Origin of the sequence: Tenuifilum sp. (assembly GCF_037481895.1) — a bacterium.
Taxonomy (GTDB): Bacteria; Bacteroidota; Bacteroidia; order Bacteroidales; family Tenuifilaceae; genus Tenuifilum; species Tenuifilum osseticum.
Map to the genome: position 1 here is coordinate 62,643 of NZ_JBBFKU010000001.1, position 18,576 is coordinate 81,218.

General features: G+C 42.5%; 13 protein-coding genes. 6 read left to right on the top strand and 7 right to left on the bottom strand.

Annotation, left to right across the window (positions count from 1 at the left end):
• Positions 1-10: 10 nt before the first annotated feature.
• Together rplS and hydE are read right to left on the bottom strand one after the other, a co-directional pair.
• On the bottom strand, positions 11-379 hold the full coding sequence (rplS, locus tag WHS63_RS00270; RefSeq protein ID WP_445203368.1) for a 50S ribosomal protein L19: 369 nt from the start codon (positions 377-379) through the stop codon (positions 11-13).
• 170 nt (positions 380-549) lie between these two features.
• On the bottom strand, positions 550-1,644 hold the full coding sequence (hydE, locus tag WHS63_RS00275; RefSeq protein ID WP_445203369.1) for a [FeFe] hydrogenase H-cluster radical SAM maturase HydE: 1,095 nt from the start codon (positions 1,642-1,644) through the stop codon (positions 550-552).
• Between the two features lie 81 nt (positions 1,645-1,725).
• On the opposite strand from hydE, the gene WHS63_RS00280 reads away from it, so the two are divergent.
• Positions 1,726-2,418 carry a hypothetical protein gene (locus WHS63_RS00280; RefSeq protein WP_445203370.1) on the top strand — a complete coding sequence of 231 codons (693 nt, stop codon included), beginning with the start codon at positions 1,726-1,728 and terminating at the stop codon, positions 2,416-2,418.
• Here WHS63_RS00280 and WHS63_RS00285 read toward each other — a convergent pair.
• Entirely contained in the window at positions 2,415-2,810 is a 396-nt protein-coding gene (locus WHS63_RS00285; protein WP_369488355.1) for a DUF1987 domain-containing protein, read from the bottom strand. The two genes, WHS63_RS00280 and WHS63_RS00285, sit on opposite strands and share 4 nt — an antisense overlap.
• Positions 2,811-3,130: 320 nt before the next feature.
• Positions 3,131-3,502 carry a DMT family protein gene (locus WHS63_RS00290; RefSeq protein WP_445200816.1) on the bottom strand — a complete coding sequence of 124 codons (372 nt, stop codon included), beginning with the start codon at positions 3,500-3,502 and terminating at the stop codon, positions 3,131-3,133.
• A gap of 151 nt (positions 3,503-3,653) precedes the next feature.
• On the opposite strand from WHS63_RS00290, the gene WHS63_RS00295 reads away from it, so the two are divergent.
• Genes WHS63_RS00295 through WHS63_RS00310 form a run of 4 tightly spaced genes read left to right on the top strand, consistent with a single transcriptional unit; the run spans position 3,654 to position 5,966 of the window.
• Positions 3,654-4,532, top strand: coding sequence for a YicC/YloC family endoribonuclease (locus WHS63_RS00295; RefSeq protein ID WP_445203371.1), 879 nt, complete (start codon positions 3,654-3,656; stop codon positions 4,530-4,532).
• A 3-nt stretch (positions 4,533-4,535) separates the two neighbouring features.
• Positions 4,536-5,108, top strand: coding sequence for a guanylate kinase (gene gmk / locus WHS63_RS00300; RefSeq protein ID WP_445199807.1), 573 nt, complete (start codon positions 4,536-4,538; stop codon positions 5,106-5,108).
• On the top strand, positions 5,105-5,707 hold the full coding sequence (gene nadD, locus WHS63_RS00305; protein ID WP_445203372.1) for a nicotinate (nicotinamide) nucleotide adenylyltransferase: 603 nt from the start codon (positions 5,105-5,107) through the stop codon (positions 5,705-5,707). The genes gmk and nadD overlap by 4 nt, the downstream gene beginning before the upstream one ends.
• A 1-nt stretch (position 5,708) precedes the next feature.
• On the top strand, positions 5,709-5,966 hold the full coding sequence (locus WHS63_RS00310; RefSeq protein ID WP_445203373.1) for a tetratricopeptide repeat protein: 258 nt from the start codon (positions 5,709-5,711) through the stop codon (positions 5,964-5,966).
• Here WHS63_RS00310 and WHS63_RS00315 read toward each other — a convergent pair.
• Genes WHS63_RS00315 through WHS63_RS00325 form a run of 3 tightly spaced genes read right to left on the bottom strand, consistent with a single transcriptional unit; the run spans position 5,963 to position 11,439 of the window.
• On the bottom strand, positions 5,963-7,303 hold the full coding sequence (locus tag WHS63_RS00315) for a TolC family protein (RefSeq protein WP_445203374.1): 1,341 nt from the start codon (positions 7,301-7,303) through the stop codon (positions 5,963-5,965). The genes WHS63_RS00310 and WHS63_RS00315 overlap by 4 nt on opposite strands.
• Positions 7,290-10,352 carry an efflux RND transporter permease subunit gene (locus WHS63_RS00320; protein WP_445203375.1) on the bottom strand — a complete coding sequence of 1,021 codons (3,063 nt, stop codon included), beginning with the start codon at positions 10,350-10,352 and terminating at the stop codon, positions 7,290-7,292. Before WHS63_RS00320 ends, WHS63_RS00315 begins: the two co-directional genes overlap by 14 nt.
• A gap of 28 nt (positions 10,353-10,380) precedes the next feature.
• Complete coding sequence (locus WHS63_RS00325) at positions 10,381-11,439, bottom strand: efflux RND transporter periplasmic adaptor subunit (protein ID WP_445203376.1); 1,059 nt, start codon at positions 11,437-11,439, stop codon at positions 10,381-10,383.
• Between the two features lie 196 nt (positions 11,440-11,635).
• Between WHS63_RS00325 and WHS63_RS00330 the strand changes: the two genes are divergently transcribed.
• Complete coding sequence (locus WHS63_RS00330; protein WP_445203377.1) at positions 11,636-18,571, top strand: hypothetical protein; 6,936 nt, start codon at positions 11,636-11,638, stop codon at positions 18,569-18,571.
• The last annotated feature ends 5 nt before the right edge of the window (positions 18,572-18,576 follow it).

Here is an 18,576-nt window from a genome sequence, read left to right on the forward strand (position 1 = left end):
GGGGATTTTTTTACATATCTTCGCCTTCAACACCGCGTTTCTTTTCTTTGATGCGTGCTTTCTTACCGGTAAGGTTGCGCAGGTAGTAAATACGAGCCCTACGCACTCTACCTTCTTTGGCAACTTCAATCTGTTCAATGAATGGTGAGTGTAAAGGGAAAATCCTTTCTACGCCAACACCACCTGAAATTTTACGAACGGTAAAGGTTTCAGTAGCGCCGGTTCCCTTACGCTGAATTACAACACCCCTGAAGTTCTGAATACGCTCCTTGTTACCTTCCTTAATCTTGTAGTGAACAACCACTGTGTCGCCACTCTTGAAATCGGGGTGATTCTTTTTCTCAACAAATGCTTGTTCGGCAATCTTAATGAGATCCATTTTATACTGTTTTATTTGATTAACACTAAGGTGTGGAATATTACCGGCTCCTAAGTCCTGATAAGAGATTACACACCAATTCGGCCGCAAAATTATTTACTTTTTGGGAAACTACCAAAAATAGAAGCAATTAATTGAAAAATTTTAGGTAAAATCCAATTGGATTATCCTTACTGTATAGTCGTATCGTTTCTTCTCCGGTAAAAGTGTCTTGAGTTTCCATGCTCACCATATCCAATTTCATCGCCGGTTAGCTGAATACGTGCTTCGAGGCAATTCTTGCAATCATCGGCAGCATCGTCGGTGCAGGGTTTGTTCTCGTATAGCTTGTAATCGTTACGGTAGGCGCCGGGAGTTATGTTTGGCATAACGATATTAGCTCCCACTTTTATGGCCTTTTCTCTACCAAGAGGGTCAATAGCCTGAAGTGCGGTTGGCGCAGCAATGTTGATATCCTTCATGAGGATTCGAAGCAAGGCTGTCATTTTAAGGGCCAGGTTAAAGCGTTCGGTAAGCGGAAGAAGTTTATCTCGATACTGGTAAAGAGGGGTATCGGGGTGTTCAACGTAAGGTCCCATGCCAACCATGTCCACATCCATTTCCTGCATCCAAAGCAGGTCGTCGGCAAGGTGCTCTAGGGTCTGAAAAGGCAGTCCAATCATTACCCCTGTTCCAACCTGGTATCCTACACGTCGGAGGGCCTTCAGGCATTCCAGCCGTTCGTCAAAATCGTGATGCTTGTCGTTGGGATGAAGTTTTGCATAGAGTTCACGGTTCGAGGCCTCAATGCGGAGCAGGTAACGCATGGCTCCTTTGTTAAACCATCGCCTGTATGTTTCCTCGGTCTGCTCACCAAGCGAAAGTGTAATTCCCAGCTCATGGTTTGTGGCTTTGTTGATTTTATCCAGTAGGTTTTCTATTCTATCAACAAACTCTTTAGTGCTTACTTCGCCAGTTTGAATGGCAATGCTACCGTAACGGTTTTCCCAGGCAAATTTGGCTGCCTCAATTACCTCATCGTCGGTTAAATTATACCGATGAACATTGGTATTGCCAGAACGGATGCCGCAGTACAAACAGTTTTTACGGCAAATATTCGACATTTCAATTAGACCTCTGAAGTAGACCTTGCGTCCAATATACTTAGCTTTTACCTCAGCAGCCTTTGTGAAAAGCTTTGTTTTTTCTTCGCCCTCGCAACCCAAGAGGTATACGAGTTCTTCCTTATTTAAATTATCTTTATTTAAAAGATTATCGATAATCATTGTAAATTAGTTTGTATTTTTTCCTAAGTTTACCAACTAAAATGGTGGTTGGTAATCCTTTGCAAAAATAATTTAATTCCCATGGAACGAGCTAAGGCAATAGGACAAATAATAGCTGTTATAAAACAGCTCAAAAAGGAAACGGATGAACTATTTGTACCTGAGAATATAATTAACCATTCGGAATTGCTTATAGAGGAGTATTTCCAGCAACTTTTCAATCCGTTTTTAAAAAAGGTTAAAGCCGATATTCGTTCGTTGCCGTTGGATGAGTATTTACCCATTGAGCTGGACTCATGGATTAGAATACTAAAAATGAAACTAGTTGCCATTGAGCGCGGTGAGCACACCGAGAAGTATGCTGAGGTGCTATATATCAAGCAAAGGTTTTACCCGGAGCTAATTGATGTTTTAAAGGAGTTGCAGCTGGAGGCACTTGAAGCCGAATTTGATGCTCGTGTCGATAGGGAACAACTATCAAAACCAATTCTTGGCCCTAACACCATAGTTCTCTCCATTGAATCGGTAGCTATGCTTATTGCCATGCTATACAACTTCAATATCATCTCGGGTGCGGTTCCCATTGATGATATTTGCAGGAGTTTTGCCGCGATGACCGGGTATAATGCAGGCGAACTGAAACAGCTGCTTAGGTTTGATGAGGAGAATGGCCGATTAACATCTGTAGTAAAAGCCGAGGATATGGATGTGTTGCTTAAGCTTTTGCGGAGTATTGTGGCAAGAATCGAGAACTTACGTCAGTATACCGATTAGTTATAGGGGATACATTTGTAGGGCAGGTTGATATCGGGTAGTTCAAACAGAACTACACCCTCATGGAGCAGTTCCTCATCCTCCTCATGGTAGTTCCATATAACCTCAACTTCAAAGTTTGCGCTTCGAAACGACGATATTTTTCTTAAAACGTCGCGGAGATACTTGTATGAAGTAGAGTTGATATACCTAAAGTTAAGGTCAACAATGATTTTCGATGGCTCTTGGTTTTTGATGAACTCATAGTATTCATCGAGCCAATCGAGTATTTGCTGGTAAAATTCTTTGGCATTCTCCGGGTGCGAAATGCCGGAAATGGAAAATACTTTGGTGTCAGGGTTGAAGTATATTTCGGGTGAATCAATCTCAGCCTCTATTCTTAAAGCTTTCATTGCTCCTTTTTCAATTAACAACGTAAAATTAAACCTTTACCGTTATTAAAAGCAAAGATTTAACAATATCTTTGATGAAAATAAAAAATAAATGGGTGAAGCTATAAACCTTTTGGGTAAAATATCATCAATAATAAAACACTTTTTAACTATTTGGTGGTAGTTAAAATTAATTTTGGTTTTATATTTGTAGTATACACATTAGCTTCCGGCACTTTCATGGAGAGTTGGTTAGTTAGTTCAAGGAAGCTTTCGATTTTCGGGTAAAATCGGAGTGTTTGGGGCGAAGGAGGTCAACTTGACCTCCTTCATTTCATTAATTACTTCTTGAAAATGAAGTAAACCGCTAGTATCAGAAACCCAAATCCTATTATGTGGTTTGTGCGAATTGTCTCTGTTTTAAAAGCAAAAAGGGTAAAGCCCATAAATACTACCAGTGTAATAGCCTCCTGAATCACCTTAAGCTCAACAAGCGAAAAGGGGCCACCATTCTCTCTGAAACCTAAGCGGTTAGCGGGAACCTGAAAAAAGTATTCGAACAGGGCTATGCCCCAGCTAATAAGAACTATCCCCACTAAGCTTAAGTTCTCAAACCATTTCATATCCTTGAACTTCAGGTGCCCATACCATGCTAATGTCATAAATGTGTTTGACAGCACGAGTAGCAGTATGGTAATCAAGCCTCTAGTCATACGATTTATACTAAAAAATTGTATGCAAAATTATAGGTTGTTTTAAAATGCATTGAGTATAAACTCTTTTTATCCTATAATTTTAAGCTAATTCTTGTTAATAGTCTATCAATTTTTCGATACTTTTGTGGTGATATTTAAATACACTTGCATGCTAGTATCGATGACCGGCTATGGAAAAGCCGAAAGGGTTTTTGGAAACAAAAAAATTGTTGTTGAGGTTCGTTCACTTAACTCAAAGCAGCTCGATTTTAACCTCCGCCTGCCAGCCATTTACCGTGAACTGGAGATGGAGATCAGAACTAAAGCCGCCAAGGAATTAGAGCGAGGAAAAGTTGATATGTCCATTAGCATTGAGGAGACTGCCGAGTCGCAGGCCATACCCATAAACGATTCCGTTTTTATGGCTTACTACCGGCAGCTAAGCGATATTGCTTCAAAAAATAGCATTAGCTTCAACCCTGCCGAGGTTGTTCCGGCCATTCTCCGATTGCCTGAGGTTATTAGGGCACAGAAGGAAGAGATTGCCCCCGAAGAGCTGGACGCAGTTTTGCAGGCATGCGCTGAAGCGTTGAACGCGTTAGTTCAGTTCCGAAAGCAGGAGGGCGCAATTCTTGAAAAGGATTTACTGAGCCGTGTTAACCTGATACTTGATTACTTGCAAAGGGTTGAACCTTTTGAAAAGCAGCGCATTCACGATGTGCGTAAACGGATTTCGGATAGCTTAAAGCAGATTGATGCCAATATTAAGGTTGACGACAACCGTTTTGAGCAGGAGGTTATTTACTACCTTGAAAAGCTTGACATTACGGAGGAGAAAGTACGTTTGCGTCAGCATTGCAGCTACTTTACGGAAACAGTTAACCAGCCTGAATCGGTTGGACGTAAGCTTGGGTTTATAGCTCAGGAAATGGGACGCGAAATAAACACTCTGGGCTCAAAGGCAAACAATGCCGAAATCCAAAAAATTGTGGTGATGATGAAGGATGAACTTGAGAAAATCAAGGAGCAATCGCTAAACATCTTGTAGGTAATGGAAGGCAAGCTATTAATATTTTCAGCCCCTTCGGGTGCAGGTAAAACTACCATTGTAAGGCATTTGCTGGAAAAATTTCCGCAGCTTGAATTTTCGGTATCGGCTTGCAGCCGAATGCCGCGCGACGGAGAGGTTAACGGTAAGGATTACTACTTCCTTACTGTTGATGAATTCCGGAATAGGATTGAGAAAGGCGAATTTGTGGAATGGGAAGAGGTTTATCCAGGGTCATACTACGGAACGCTGTGGTCTGAAGTTAAACGTATTTGGGACAAAGGACACCATGTGATGTTCGATGTTGATGTTAAAGGAGGTGTTAACCTCAAGCGGAAGTTTCCGAATAACTCGTTGGCCGTATTTGTGATGCCTCCTTCTATTGACGAACTGCGTGAACGACTCCTTAAAAGGGGAACAGAAACCGAGGAGTCGCTAAAGGTGCGTATTGGTAAAGCACAGGAGGAAATGACCTATGCAAATCAGTTCGATTATGTATTAACCAATAATCAGGTAGAAACTGCATTTGCCGAGGCTGAGCGTATAGTTGAAAATTTTTTATTGAAAAAATTATGAAAGTAGGACTATTCTTTGGGTCGTTTAACCCAATACACACGGGGCATCTGGTAATAGCCGAATATATACTTGAGTTTTCCGATTTATCGGAGATATGGTTTGTGGTTAGCCCACAAAATCCGCTAAAAAGCCCTGACGATTTGGAAAAGGATGAGCATAGGTTAAACATGGCTCGTTTAGCTGTGCACGAGAACAATAAAAGGCTTAAGGTTTGCGATATTGAAATGTCCATGCCCCGCCCGTCATACACCATCGATACCCTCAAAAAACTTGGCGAACTTTACCCGGGAAATGAGTTTGCTTTGATTATTGGCTCCGATACGCTTCAGACCCTGCCGCAATGGAAAAGTTACAAGGAATTGGTATCCAACTATGACTTCTTGGTGTATCCCCGTGAATGTAACGCTTACAAGCAAGATTTTCCTACTGAAAGGTTTAGCCTGGTTGATGCACCAATTATCGGTATTTCCTCCACACACATACGTTCAATTATTGCAAAAGGCAAGGATGTTTTGGGGTATGTACCCGATGATGTATGGGACTACATTGAGCGGCATGGACTATACGGTTACAAGGGGATAAAGATTTCAAATTTATAGAATGAAAGAGTTTGAGGATTTGCTTCAGGAAGGAAGGCTTGCTGAGGCCGAGGAGTTACTTTTAACACTGGATCAAGTTGACGATATCGTTTTGTATAGCTGGGGCCGCTTGTATTCCAGAAAAGGCGATGAAGCAAAGGCTATCTCGTACTACGCTAAAGCATTAGAGATTAACCCCAATAACGAGGAGGCCAGGGTAAGACTCGAGATTGCAAGAGAAATATTCTCGTTTCGCGATCCAAACCTATACAACCATTAGGGCATCTGCAAATTCCCTATTAGGACTTGAATTGCAATTTCAGCCGATTTGGCCTGTATTAAGGCATTTTGATACCTAAACTCAGCATTAAGGTAACGGATTTGGGCGTCGCGTAGCTCAAGGTCACTTATTAGCCCAACACGATACTTCTCAATGGAGATATCGGAGTTTTGCTTTGCAAGTAGTGCCGATTTTTTTTCAATCTCTACCAGGTTTGTTGCCAGCATCAGATTGTTTGTAAGTCTTACGGCTTCGGCGGTTAAATCATTCTCCAATGCCTGTAGATAAAATTCCTGATTCTCCATGTAGATGCGGGCATTGGCAATGTTCCTGTTTACATTGAACCCGTTGAATAGTGGAACGCCAAGCGTAACACCGTACGAAGGTCCTATGTTCCGGGAAAGGGTGGTTGACCCATCAGGTGTGTTGCTTTGACTAAAACTATAAGCGGATGAGAGAGTAAGACGAGGGTATCGTGAGGCTTGAGCTTCCTTTATGGCAATTTGCTTTAAACGTAAATTTAACCGTGAAATAAGCAACTCCTTGTTATTGCTTTTGAGCATGGTAATTACTGAATCCTGATTGTAAAGCTTGACTTCAGGGATTTTACTTTCAATTTCAAATTGAATTGATGGATCGCGCCCAAGCAGCTTGTTCAGGGTAATGGTAAGATCTTTAATCCTGTTAATTTGCCTTAACACTTGAGTTGAATCGGTTCTGTAATCAACCTCAGCTTGCATAACGGCAAGCAGGTAGCTGGTACCAATGGCTGCTTTTTCCCGGGCAATATTAAGCCTATCGGCTGAGAGGCGCAAAATCTCTCTATAAATATCGAGCAGCTGCTTTTCGGCCGAAAGGGTATAGTAGTTAACAATAATATCCGATACTACATCCTCAACCTTAAGCTGATAAGCGATGCTGTTTATTCCCTCCAGTGTGCTTAGTCGCTGGCGGTTGGCAAACATGGCAAAACCATCAAAGAGTGTCCATGATAGCTGAACCCCTCCGTAAACTGAAGTGGTTGGATAGTTTTTTGTTTCTTTAACCTCGCCGGTTGCCAGTTCCTGGCGAATATTGTAGTTGCTTCCGCTGGCCGAGGAACTAATATCTAATTTAGGAAGGAATCCCGCTGATCCTATGGTATTGTTGTTTCGAGCAACTAGTTCCTCGTTTCGGGCTATTCTAAGGGAGAAGTTGTTCTCCAACCCAATCTTAATGGCATCGGAGATTCTGAGCGTATCAGCTGATTGCGCATGTGAGGCTGAAAATGAGCTTGTTATAAGCAAAAGTAATACCGGTATTATTTGAAATCTGTTTTTTGTTTTACTCCTCATCATGGCGGATAACATTTGGTTTTTTGGTTGAAACATAGGTGTAAAGTGCTGGTATTACGTATAGCGTTAGAATAAGAGCAAAGAGTAATCCTCCAATAATTGTAACCCCCATTGGGATGCGGCTGGTTGATGCGGCTCCTAATGCCAAGGCAATGGGCAATGTTCCGAAAATGGTGGCAAGGCTGGTCATCAGAATGGGACGTAGCCTCTGCTTAGCGGCAAAGGTAACTGCTTCAAATTTATTCATGCCCGCAATCTTTTTCTGGTTGGCGAATTCAACAATCAGAATACCATTTTTGGTAACAATTCCAACCAGCACAATTATTCCAATCTGGCTGAAAATGTTAAGGGTGTGTCCTAACATCCACAACGACAGAACTGCCCCAGCCAAAGCGAGTGGAACTGTAAACATAATGATAAGTGGGTCACGAAAACTTTCGAACTGTGCTGCCAAAACCAGGTAAACAAGAATTAGCGCAAGCAGAAACGCAAAGTATAGGCTGTTGGAGCTTTCCTCAAACTGCTGCGAGATACCGGTTAAAGTAGTGGAAAAACTATCGTCGAGTACTTCCTTGGAAATCTCACGCATGGCATCAATGCCTTGCCCTAATGTATAACCAGGTGCAGGCGATGCGCTGAATGTAGCCGAAATGTAACGGTTATACCTGTAGCGCTGGGGAGGAATACTCTGCTCGCTGGTTCTGATTAGCGAACCTAAATCGACAAGGTTTCCCTTAGTGCTCCGCACGTATATGTTTTTTAAGTCATCGGGATCATCGCGGAATGGCCTGTCGGCTTGGCCTATTACGTAATACTGCTTCCCATTCCGAATAAAGAAACCGTAGCGCTGTCCGCTGAAGTAAAGCTGAAGGGCATCGGCAACATCCCTTACGGTAACACCTGAGGCTCTTGCCTTATCGCGGTCAATTTCAATAACAAGTTCAGGTTTATTAAACTTAAGGTTGACATCAACCACCTGGAAGCGTTCATCGGCTTGTGCCCGGGCTAAAAATTCGGGTACAACCTGCTTTAGCTTTTCAAAGTTTGGTGCCTGCACAACAAACTGAACCGGTAAACCACCACCCCTTCCGGTGCTGATGGTTTGATCCTGTATTACATAAGACTGGGCAAAGGTTTTAGTGCGGACGTATGATGATATTTGATCGGCAAGTTGCGCCTGTGAACGTTCACGTTCATTGGGCTGAGTAAGCAGTAACCGAACAAATCCTCTATTTGTGCCACCTCCCCAACCGGGAGCCGATAGAGCAATCATGGCCTTTTTCTCAGGGATTGTATCAACATACGAGGCGATATCGTAAATGTACTCGTCAATAGCCTCAAACGAAGTACCCTCAGGTGCAGTAACATTTATCGATAGTCTGCCTTTGTCCTCCATTGGAGCCAACTCCGAAGGAATACGGCTGCCTATAATAAAAATAATGAATAGTGAGATGCCCATAACCACAAATGCCAACCACCTGCGGTTTATGAATGATTGTAACGATCTTCCGTAGTACTCCGATAGCCAGCTGATTCCCTGGCCAATGGCAGCCATTATTTTTCCTTCCTTTTGCGTTCTTGTCAAAAGGCGAGTGCTCATCATTGGGGTAAGGGTAAGCGATACAATTGACGAAATTAGTACAGCGGCTGCCACAACTACTCCAAACTCGCGGAAAAGACGACCTGTGATGCCTTGTAGAAATACAATTGGCATGAATACCGCAACCAGAGTGATAGTTGTGGATATAATGGCAAAGAAAATTTCCTTACTACCTGTGTATCCAGCTTTATAGTTGTCCATGCCATGCTCAATTTTGGAGTAGATGTTCTCCATAACAACAATGGCATCGTCAACTACAATACCAGTGGCAAGAACTACACCTAATAGAGTTAGAATATTTATGGTAAAGCCAAAAAGGTACATCACAAAAAAGGTTCCTATTAACGAAATGGGAATGGCAATAATTGGAATTAAGGTAGTGCGCCAGTTTCGCAGAAAAATAAAAATAACAAGAACAACAAGCATAAACGCCAGAAGAATGGTTTCCTCAACCTCAGAGATTGCCTTGCGGATATTTATTGTTGAATCGTAAGCGTAATTTAGTGTGATATCTTCGGGCAATTCCTTACGGAGCTGCTCAACACGCTTGTAAGCCTCATCGGCAATGTTTATGTAGTTTGCACCGGGCTGTGGGGTTAGCGCAACACCAACCATAGGGATTAGTCCATTACCACGGAGTAGCGTTCGTTCATTCTCTGGGGCATAATCGGCTTTGCCTACATCCTTAACCCTAACGGGCACGTTATTGGTGTATTTAATGATCAGGTTGTTAAACTCCTCGGGTGTTTCGAGTCGACCGAGGGTTCGGATTGAGAGAGTGGTTTGGTAACCCTCAATCATACCGGTAGGAAGTTCAACGTTCTCGCGCGAAAGCGCATTGCGAATATCGGAAGGTGTTACATTAAACGCAGCCAGCTTTTTCGGGTCGAGGTATAATCGCATGGCGTAGCGTTTTTCGCCCCATATATTTACCAGACTGACGCCCTGAATGGTTTGTAATCGTTCCTTAACAACATTATTGGCAATGTCAGTTAGTTCAAGTAAATCGCGTTTGGTGCTTTGAACCGTAACGGTCAGAATGGTTTCCGCATTGGCGTCAGCTTTGCTTATAATGGGTGGGTCAGCGTCGGGGGGAAGGTTACGAATGGCACGCGAAACACGGTCGCGCACATCGTTGGCGGCATTATCCATATCAATCCCCAGTTCAAACTCAACGGTGATACTGCTACGACCATCGGAGCTTGATGATGTAATGTTTTTTATACCGTCAATCCCATTTATTTGAGCCTCAAGAGGCTCAGTGATTTGTGCCTCAATAACTGCTGAGTTAGCCCCAACATACGATGTGGAAACCGTAACCACGGGCGGGTCCACACTGGGGTATTCCCTAACACCGAGGTAAGTAAAGCCAATTACACCAAAAAGAATAATTACTATTGAAACCACCGATGCCAGAACTGGCCTATTTATGCTTACTGTTGAGATGTTCACTTTGGTAACCTTGTTTAGTTAAAACTTTTTAGTTTTGCTTGATGTTAATGCTAACAGGCATACCGTTTCGCACAGAGGTCAAACCCGATATTATTAAGCTATCGCCGGCATTTATGCCATCAATTACCTCAACTGTAGTACCCGTTCGTTCGCCCAACCTTACCTGAACACGCTTAGCTTTACCCTGAGAGTAAATAAAAACATTTTGGATATCCATGTCGGGAACAATTGCCCTAGGCGGTATAAGTATTGAACGAGGACTTTTTTCAAAAACCAGGGTTGCTCTCACGTAGGAGCCAGGAATTATCTGATTACTCTTATTTTCGGCAATTGCCCTAACCTTAAGCGAGCGAGTTTCAGGGTCTATTTGGGCATCGGTAGCGTAAACCTTTGCAGGGTATTGTGTTTGTCCATCACCGGCTGTAAACTTCACCTCCATGTTATTGGTTACTAAACTGGCGTACCGCTCTGGTATGGCAAATTCCAACTTCAATGGGTTATCCTGAACCAGTGTGGCAATGGTTGTGTTTACCGATACAAATGCACCCGGACTAACGTAGCGCAAGCCTATTCGTCCTTCGAAGGGAGCACGCACTTCAGCTTTTTCCAACATCGCTTTCGATTGGGCTATATCGGCCCGGATGGCTTCAAGCTTATTAAGCGATGTTTCATACTCCTGAACACTTATGGCATTTATCTCGAGCATGCGCTTTTTGCGTTGCTCATCGTCGGCGGCAAGCTTCTCCTCAATTACCCTTCGTTGGAGTAGCGCTTTAATATCGGCATCGTTAATCCGTGCAAGTAGTTGCCCTTTGCGTACCGTTGCTCCCTCAGTTATGTTTAGCTCAACAATTTTTCCTGCCATTTCGGAGCGTAGTTCAACCCACTCGTTTGGGAGAATGGTGCCAGGAACCGTGATAGTCCTTTCATATTCAGAGTATCCAACTATAATTCCATCAACTACTATTGCCTGCCTGCTGCGACCATCATTATGCTTTTTCCCCTTATCCGATTTACTGCACGATATGCTTGCCACTGTAAGTAATACAAGCAAAAGTAGATGGTATGTAAAAATTTTTCTTTTCATTTCCGTTTATTTATTTCTGAAATTTATGACTAATTTTTATCTAAAAGGATTAACCAAAAAAAAATGTATCAAAATTTTCAACTTGACTCATATTTTACTTTTGTTTAAATTTACTTTATAAAATTGAAAAGGATTGTTAAACAGATATTTACGATTTATCTAAATAAATAAAAAATTAACCTAAGTATCTCAGCAGATGAAAAGCTTCATTAATTCAACAATCTGTGGGCTATTGGTATTAGCGAGTTATTACTCAAATTCACAGGTTGATGTAAAGATGATTCTCCGTAATCCAATTCCATCGGAGATTAGCGAATGGGTAAATGACCCTTCCATTTTCCAGCTGGTAATAACAAACATGGGCAACGATGAGTACCCCAACTGTACAGCTGGTTTTACCCTAACCAATGAAAAAGGGAAGGTGATAGCTAGTACAAAAACAGGCAGCAGGTATTTGCCAAGGTTTACCATTTTGAAACCGCCATCGGTTTTAGTACTTAATGGGCCACAGGTACTCAATATGAATGCCATTGAGTACGATAAGAGCATAGAGCAGGTTGCACTAAACACTAATGCTTTACCCGAAGGGAACAATCAATTATGTGTTAGTATATACGATTACCGTGGCAACAATATTACCATTGGGGGGGAATACTGTATGAGTATTATCACACAAATTCCTGAACCTCCCACAATTATTTCACCATCGGATAATGAGATTTTATTGACCAATATTCCTATTTTCCGCTGGATGCCAGTTACAAACTATAATCCCCGAACGGTTCAGCCTCGATATAAAATTAAAGTTTGCCCGGTATTTAAAGGGCAAACTCCCCGAACAGCAATTGAAGCTAATCCTGTTCTTTTTGAAAAGAACGATATTACAACAACATTTTATCAGTCAATTCCGGGAGATTTACCTTTTGATTTCTACCCGCAGGTAACACAATACGCCTGGATAGTGCAGGCATTCGATTCGTATGGTAAACCAATAGGAGGGAACCAGGGTAGGAGTGAAGTTGCCACTTTTAGGATAGGAAGCGATGAGCAAGGATTTACTATTGATAACATTTATCCAGTTGCTGGCGATACTTTGCCTTGGGCACATCCTCAGCTTATTGCTAACATATCTCCGTTTGGTACAAACGTTACACAGGTTGCCCTTCAGCTAACTGTCAGGGAAGATGGTTCACCCACAACGTACTCGTACCCCAAGGTTATTTCCTATTCATCGCGACAGTTCGAAAGCCCTATTACTCCCGAATTGGCAGGAGTGGTTGTGTGTAACTATTCAGGTGGTGCTATTGCACCATTCATGGCTGCATTAAAGCAAGGGAAAAAGTATCACTGGAAGGTTGATGCAACAATCACAACCGCCGACGGTAAAACCACAACCGTTCATTCAAGGGAAACATCTTTTACAGTAGGCTTAGGAAAAGCAAAGAGTTTAAAACCAGCGGCCGATACTTTAATGGAAATTGGCAAGGGTGTAGAGCTATCATTTGAGGTTGATAAACCCAAGCAACTAAACTATCCAAATTACACCCTTTTTAACGTTCCATTTTTCAACGGTGCTTATGCCACCACTAGGGCTACAGCAAAAATTTTATATGAAGTATCTAAAAAGCAATCGTTCGATTCGTTAGTTTACCAATCCAGCATTACACTTCCAGCAACGGGGCACTATTCAACAGGCAGCGATTGTTCAGAATTTTACCAAAGAGTAAACCACAGGATTAGCCAGCTATCGGATACAGGAAAGTACTACTGGCGAGTAAAGTTTCTTGATCCTATTGACGATGCTTACTACACTTCACAGCCTTCAAGTTTTAGGTTAGTTGCCGATAGTTTAATTTTGTGTTTTACCATGAATGTTGATAAGCCAACAAATAATGGAACATGGACAGAAGGTGACAAGCCAACTTTTGCAGTAAATATTAAACCTGGTATCAAAAAGAATTATATTACAGGCGGACGATTGAGAGTATGGAAAATGACATCAGAATCGCAAAGCATTGCTGATGCCAAAAAGGAGAAGCCCGTTTTTGATGAAAGCTTTACAGGCAATGAGAACAGCAAAATAGTTGAACTTTCAACCGACTTGAACGGCTATACCCGTTGGGATTTACCTTTTGTGAATGGCGACTCAAATTCTAAGGAGTTCAAGGGTGATGATAATACTTACTACACATGGAACTTCCGGTTGAACTACAACAAAGATTCAATTAGAACCGATGGTTGCAAGTGCAAAGCCGATTCGGTAATATCGAATCAAGGCGTATTTCAGATTAAAACATCGGCAAAGGATGAGAACACTTGCCCTGGCAATTGCTTTGCCGAAGCACCTACCAATACTACGCCTGGCACCCAAACACTTGCTAAGGATAGCTCTGTTACCATTGGAAATTTCACCATGAAATTGATTAGTGTAAGCGGCACCCCCGCTTCGCTTACAGGTGAGGGTTCAATCGAAGTTCCATATCTACGAGCTCCAATTCTGGTTGAGTTTTCAAATATTAAAGTTAATAGCGATAATAAGGTATACCAAGGCGAGGTGTTCGCCAAAATAGATCCTGCAGCACCTTACTCAAAAGCCGATGGAAATGACTTTGAAGGAAAAGTTCTTGGTTGGAGCGATAATTTGTTGCAAAGTACTTACAACCTGTCAGCAAGCGCTGGGCGACTGGTTAGTGCCCTTGTAAATACAAACCCCGTTAGCCTTCCGCTTGGACTTGACCGCGATTTTGATGGGTACAAATCGATTGTAGCCATTATAGCAATGAAATTTACTCCAACCCAGGCTGTGTTAAATGCTGCCACCTGGGTAGAACTCCCAGCATTAGGACCCGATGTGGGCTTTGGTTTTGGTGCTAAAAACCTTTGTTTCCACAAGGATGGACTTGCCGGTATGAAACGTGCTGAGCTTTACCTTGTACGCGACTTTGGTTATCAATCGGGTGAAAGTTGGAGTTTCCTATTCAAATCGCCAACCCCTACCGATTCAGGAACCTATGCAAAATGGGACTGCAAGGGGTTACATCACATTGAGGTAAAAGCAGAGGTTGAGTTCCCCAAAACCTGGCTAAAGATGGCCAACACCGACGACTCGTTGCGAAACGTTAAGGCTTACTTTGCCGGAAGGGCAGAAAAGAACGGAAATTCATGGGGATGGATACTAAACGCGAATATGGATGAGTGCGAGTTTACTCAACTACCAGGGTTTAAGATGAAGGTAAATAGCATGGTGTTCGATTATACAACCATCCGAAATCCTGAAGGCATTACATTCCCTACAGGCTATACAGGCGATAAGACAAATGCCTGGAAAGGTTTTTACATTAAGAATGCCGAGGTTACACTTCCCGATAATTTAAAAACATTTGACGATGCAAACCCTAAAATACAGGTTTCAAACCTGATTATCGACCGCAATGGTGTTACGGGCAAGCTATATGCTGAGAATCTATTCCAGGAATTTGATGGTGACTTTGGGGGTTGGGGAGGAAGTATTGATACTCTCAGGGCGGAGATGATTAATAACACTCCTATCAATTGGCGAATGAGGGGTAGGATTAAAACCTCGTTTACCGACACCCTGTTTGTTTACAATGGACTCTACAACCGTAGCGTGAACCAGGACAATAACACCATTAGTAAAGACTATAATCTCGAGCTAGTTGTAAACACTGAACATGGTTATGAGCGGGAAATACCCATATCATGGCTTCCGACCAAAATGAAAATTGACCCCGCAACTTCCATCAAAATAACCTACGATAAAAAAGATGTTAAAGCCGAGGCAAATATCAATGCGACTTTATCGTTTGAGGGTTCTAACGATATTTTGTCGAAATTAGATTTTAAGGGTATAAAGGTTGAGGGGCTTAAGTTTAAAACCACTGAACCATACGTTGAGAATGGTAATTGGGATTTTGCCAGCCCACAGCACTCCTTGGCCGGATTTCCAGTTAATATTGATGGCGTAAGTTCAGTAACGCGTTTTAGCGATGGTGCTTTTGGACCAGGAATTCGTTTCAACCTGAATATTGGTTTACAACCAGGAAGTAATGCGGTGAATGGCACTACAACTTTAACTTTGTGGAGCAAGTTGCTAAATGAACAAGGGCGGCAGCGCTTTGTTTTTGATGGGGTTGAACTCGATTCAATTGGCGTAAACGCCGATTTGGGTGCTGTTAAGGTGCGCGGGGGTTTGAACCTTTTCCAATCCGATGCCACCTATGGCGATGGATACCGAGGGGTTGTAACAGCAAGTTTTATCGATAAAATTACGGCCTCGGCAACTGCCCAGTTTGGAATGGTTAACAATTTCAGATACTGGTATATCGATGCCAAAACCATATTACCTACAGGGCTGCCAGTATTTTCAAATTTTGCTGTGTATGGTTTTGGCGGAGGTGCTTGGTATAAGATGCGCCGTTCCGGCACAACAAACCTGGCCGAACAGGCTGCTACACCCGATAGCAGTAAAAATCCTTCAAAAACCAACTCAGGATTCACCTATGTTCCTGACAACTCAGCTTCGTTAGGGTTATCGGCGCAGGTTGTAATGGGAACACACCCCTCAGCCGAAACCTTTAACGGCGATTTTACCTTGCAGGCACAGTTCCAGAGTGGCGGTGGTTTGGGTACTGTTTCCCTGCTTGGGAACGGATACATGCTTTGCAGCATTGCCGATAGGAGTAAAGCAAAAATTACTGCTGATGCCGATATTACCTATAGTGTTCCTGAACAAACCCTTCATGGTGTTTTTAACGCAAATGTAAATTACCAACCCCTTACTGGTTCAGGGCAAATGGTTATGCATTTTGCACCCGATTTATGGTATGTTAAGTTTGGAGAACCCAATAAACGTATGCGATTAACCTTTGCCGACTGGCTTAGGAGCGATGCTTACCTAATGGTGGGACAGCAACTTCCGCCACCACCCGCATTACCAGATGAAATACAGCAAGCATTTCCGGGTTATTCTCAAAGTCGTAGCCCCATGATTGAAACGGGGAATGGTATTGCATTAGGTGCTAGCACCGGGTTTAGCACAGGGCGTCAACAGTATATGATTTTTTACGGCGATGTGGCTGCCCAGGCCGGATACGATATGGCAATGCTTAAGTATAATGGTATTTCGTGCGATGGCCGAAGTGGTGAACTGGGTATCAACGGTTGGTATGCAACCGGACAGGTTTATGCCTACCTTAACGCTTCAATAGGTATGCACGTTGATGTATGGTTTACCAGTGGCGATTATGAAATCCTCAGTTTGAACTCTGCAGCCATGCTCGAGGCTGGATTGCCAAACCCAACCTGGATGAAAGGAGCAATTGGTGGAAATTACAGCATTCTTGGTGGTGCCGTTAAGGGTTATTGCAATTACCGTTTTAGTATGGGCGATGAATGCCAAATGCTAGGTGATAATCCCTTAACTCGTATCGACCTGATTTCCGATATAAGTCCAGTAAGCGGACAAAATGGGGTGGATGTTTCAACCGAAGCCCAGTTGGCTTTGAACTTCAAGCTAAATGAACCTTTCCAGGTTAAGGAGATGACCAATAATGGTCAAAACCGCATACGAACCTTTAGAGTTAAACTGGACAGGTTTAAAATTACTAAAGCTACCAGTAACGACTCTATACCTGGAAGGTTAAGCATTGATTCCGAAGGATTTTCTGCATACTACAAACCATTCGAAATGCTTGAAGGACATACCAATTTTAAGGTGATGGCCTCAGTTTACGGCGAAGAGCTTGTTAATGGAGCATGGCGGCCAGCTACAAACCAAAACGGACAGGTTATAAAACAGCAGGTTGTAACAACCTTCAAAACTGGCTCTAGACCCGACCGAATTACTGAGCAGAATGTTGCCTACAGCTACCCGGTTATGGGACACCAATATTTCTTACAGGACGAATGCCGAGCCGGGAGGGTTCAGCTAAAATCGGGGCAAAGTTACTTGTTCCAACCCCGTGAGGGTTACGATGTGCAATTTATTGCCCGTTTTATGCCTACCGATATTGCATTAATACTAGTTGATGTGCCGCTTACCTATAATGCTTCAACCAACACTTTGCTCTTTGATATTCCTAATCTGATCAACAGTAAATCATACTACATTCAGTTTATTAGGAAGGAGATTCCAAACGATCCAAACCTGGCTCGAATGCTTGAGTTAGGTCAGCAATATTTGAATAGCGGTGGAATAACCTCGGCTTTATCAGTAAACGAAACAAGCATCTATAATAGAGGTGGATCCCAGGTAAATTTGGTGAGGAGAACTATTAACCAAAATTCAAATCTTACATCGGGTGAGAGGTTGCTCTATGCAATATGGTTCTCTACTAGCAGGTTTAATACTCTGAGCCAAAAGTTGGCAACATTTAATCATGTTTCAACATCGGCTGAGGTAAATGGGAATTTTGAACGGCTTACCGCAAATTACCAGGGGAGTGAGTGTTTCGATAAGTTTGATTTTACTCCAATTACCTGGGTTTCTTCAGGAACTGTTAATAGATTTGGCCCGCTTGTTAAGATTAATGCATCGGAGCGCAATTCCCAATGGCATAACCAGTTTGCCAACCCATTGGTTTACAATGAAATTGAATGGATGAAAAGCAATGGATACTGGAGTGGCCCGATTAGGTATAACCAGTATATGAGCGATCCTTCTTTAAATTTTGTTGATATCGATTTCAATACAGGAATGCCAGTTTCAGTGAATTCACTTGGTCAACCATTTGGAATAGGAGGAACTGGTGGCACTGGACAATCAGCTACTGGTGCGGCTGCTGTTGTTCAAAGTGGGTTTTCTACCTCGTCGCAACCGCAAAATTTAAATTTGTTCCAGTCGTCTTCAACTCCTTACCTCAAGCTAACCTATAACCATGGCATTATTGTCCCTGCCGATTTTATGAGCCTCAGAAATCGGGCGATGGCAACGCTATCGAATCCCCTTGTTACCCTTAATGCAGCAAAACGAAGTAGATTAAATTCCATAGTAAATAGGAATTACCAGCGAATGTTCAGGGGATCCTACCCAATTAATTTCTATTACGATTACTTTGGTTGTAGGATTATTGACACTGAGCCTGTTACCATAAGTAAACCATTTATTTACTAAAAAGC

What these genes read in the sequence shown, in the direction of transcription:
- rplS (WP_445203368.1), bottom strand. Translation starts at nt 379, where the DNA reads ATGGATCTCATTAAGATTGCCGAACAAGCATTTGTTGAGAAAAAGAAT.
- hydE (WP_445203369.1), bottom strand. Translation starts at nt 1,644, where the DNA reads ATGATTATCGATAATCTTTTAAATAAAGATAATTTAAATAAGGAAGAA.
- WHS63_RS00280 (WP_445203370.1), top strand. Translation starts at nt 1,726, where the DNA reads ATGGAACGAGCTAAGGCAATAGGACAAATAATAGCTGTTATAAAACAG.
- WHS63_RS00285 (WP_369488355.1), bottom strand. Translation starts at nt 2,810, where the DNA reads ATGAAAGCTTTAAGAATAGAGGCTGAGATTGATTCACCCGAAATATAC.
- WHS63_RS00290 (WP_445200816.1), bottom strand. Translation starts at nt 3,502, where the DNA reads ATGACTAGAGGCTTGATTACCATACTGCTACTCGTGCTGTCAAACACA.
- WHS63_RS00295 (WP_445203371.1), top strand. Translation starts at nt 3,654, where the DNA reads ATGCTAGTATCGATGACCGGCTATGGAAAAGCCGAAAGGGTTTTTGGA.
- gmk (WP_445199807.1), top strand. Translation starts at nt 4,536, where the DNA reads ATGGAAGGCAAGCTATTAATATTTTCAGCCCCTTCGGGTGCAGGTAAA.
- nadD (WP_445203372.1), top strand. Translation starts at nt 5,105, where the DNA reads ATGAAAGTAGGACTATTCTTTGGGTCGTTTAACCCAATACACACGGGG.
- WHS63_RS00310 (WP_445203373.1), top strand. Translation starts at nt 5,709, where the DNA reads ATGAAAGAGTTTGAGGATTTGCTTCAGGAAGGAAGGCTTGCTGAGGCC.
- WHS63_RS00315 (WP_445203374.1), bottom strand. Translation starts at nt 7,303, where the DNA reads ATGATGAGGAGTAAAACAAAAAACAGATTTCAAATAATACCGGTATTA.
- WHS63_RS00325 (WP_445203376.1), bottom strand. Translation starts at nt 11,439, where the DNA reads ATGAAAAGAAAAATTTTTACATACCATCTACTTTTGCTTGTATTACTT.
- WHS63_RS00330 (WP_445203377.1), top strand. Translation starts at nt 11,636, where the DNA reads ATGAAAAGCTTCATTAATTCAACAATCTGTGGGCTATTGGTATTAGCG.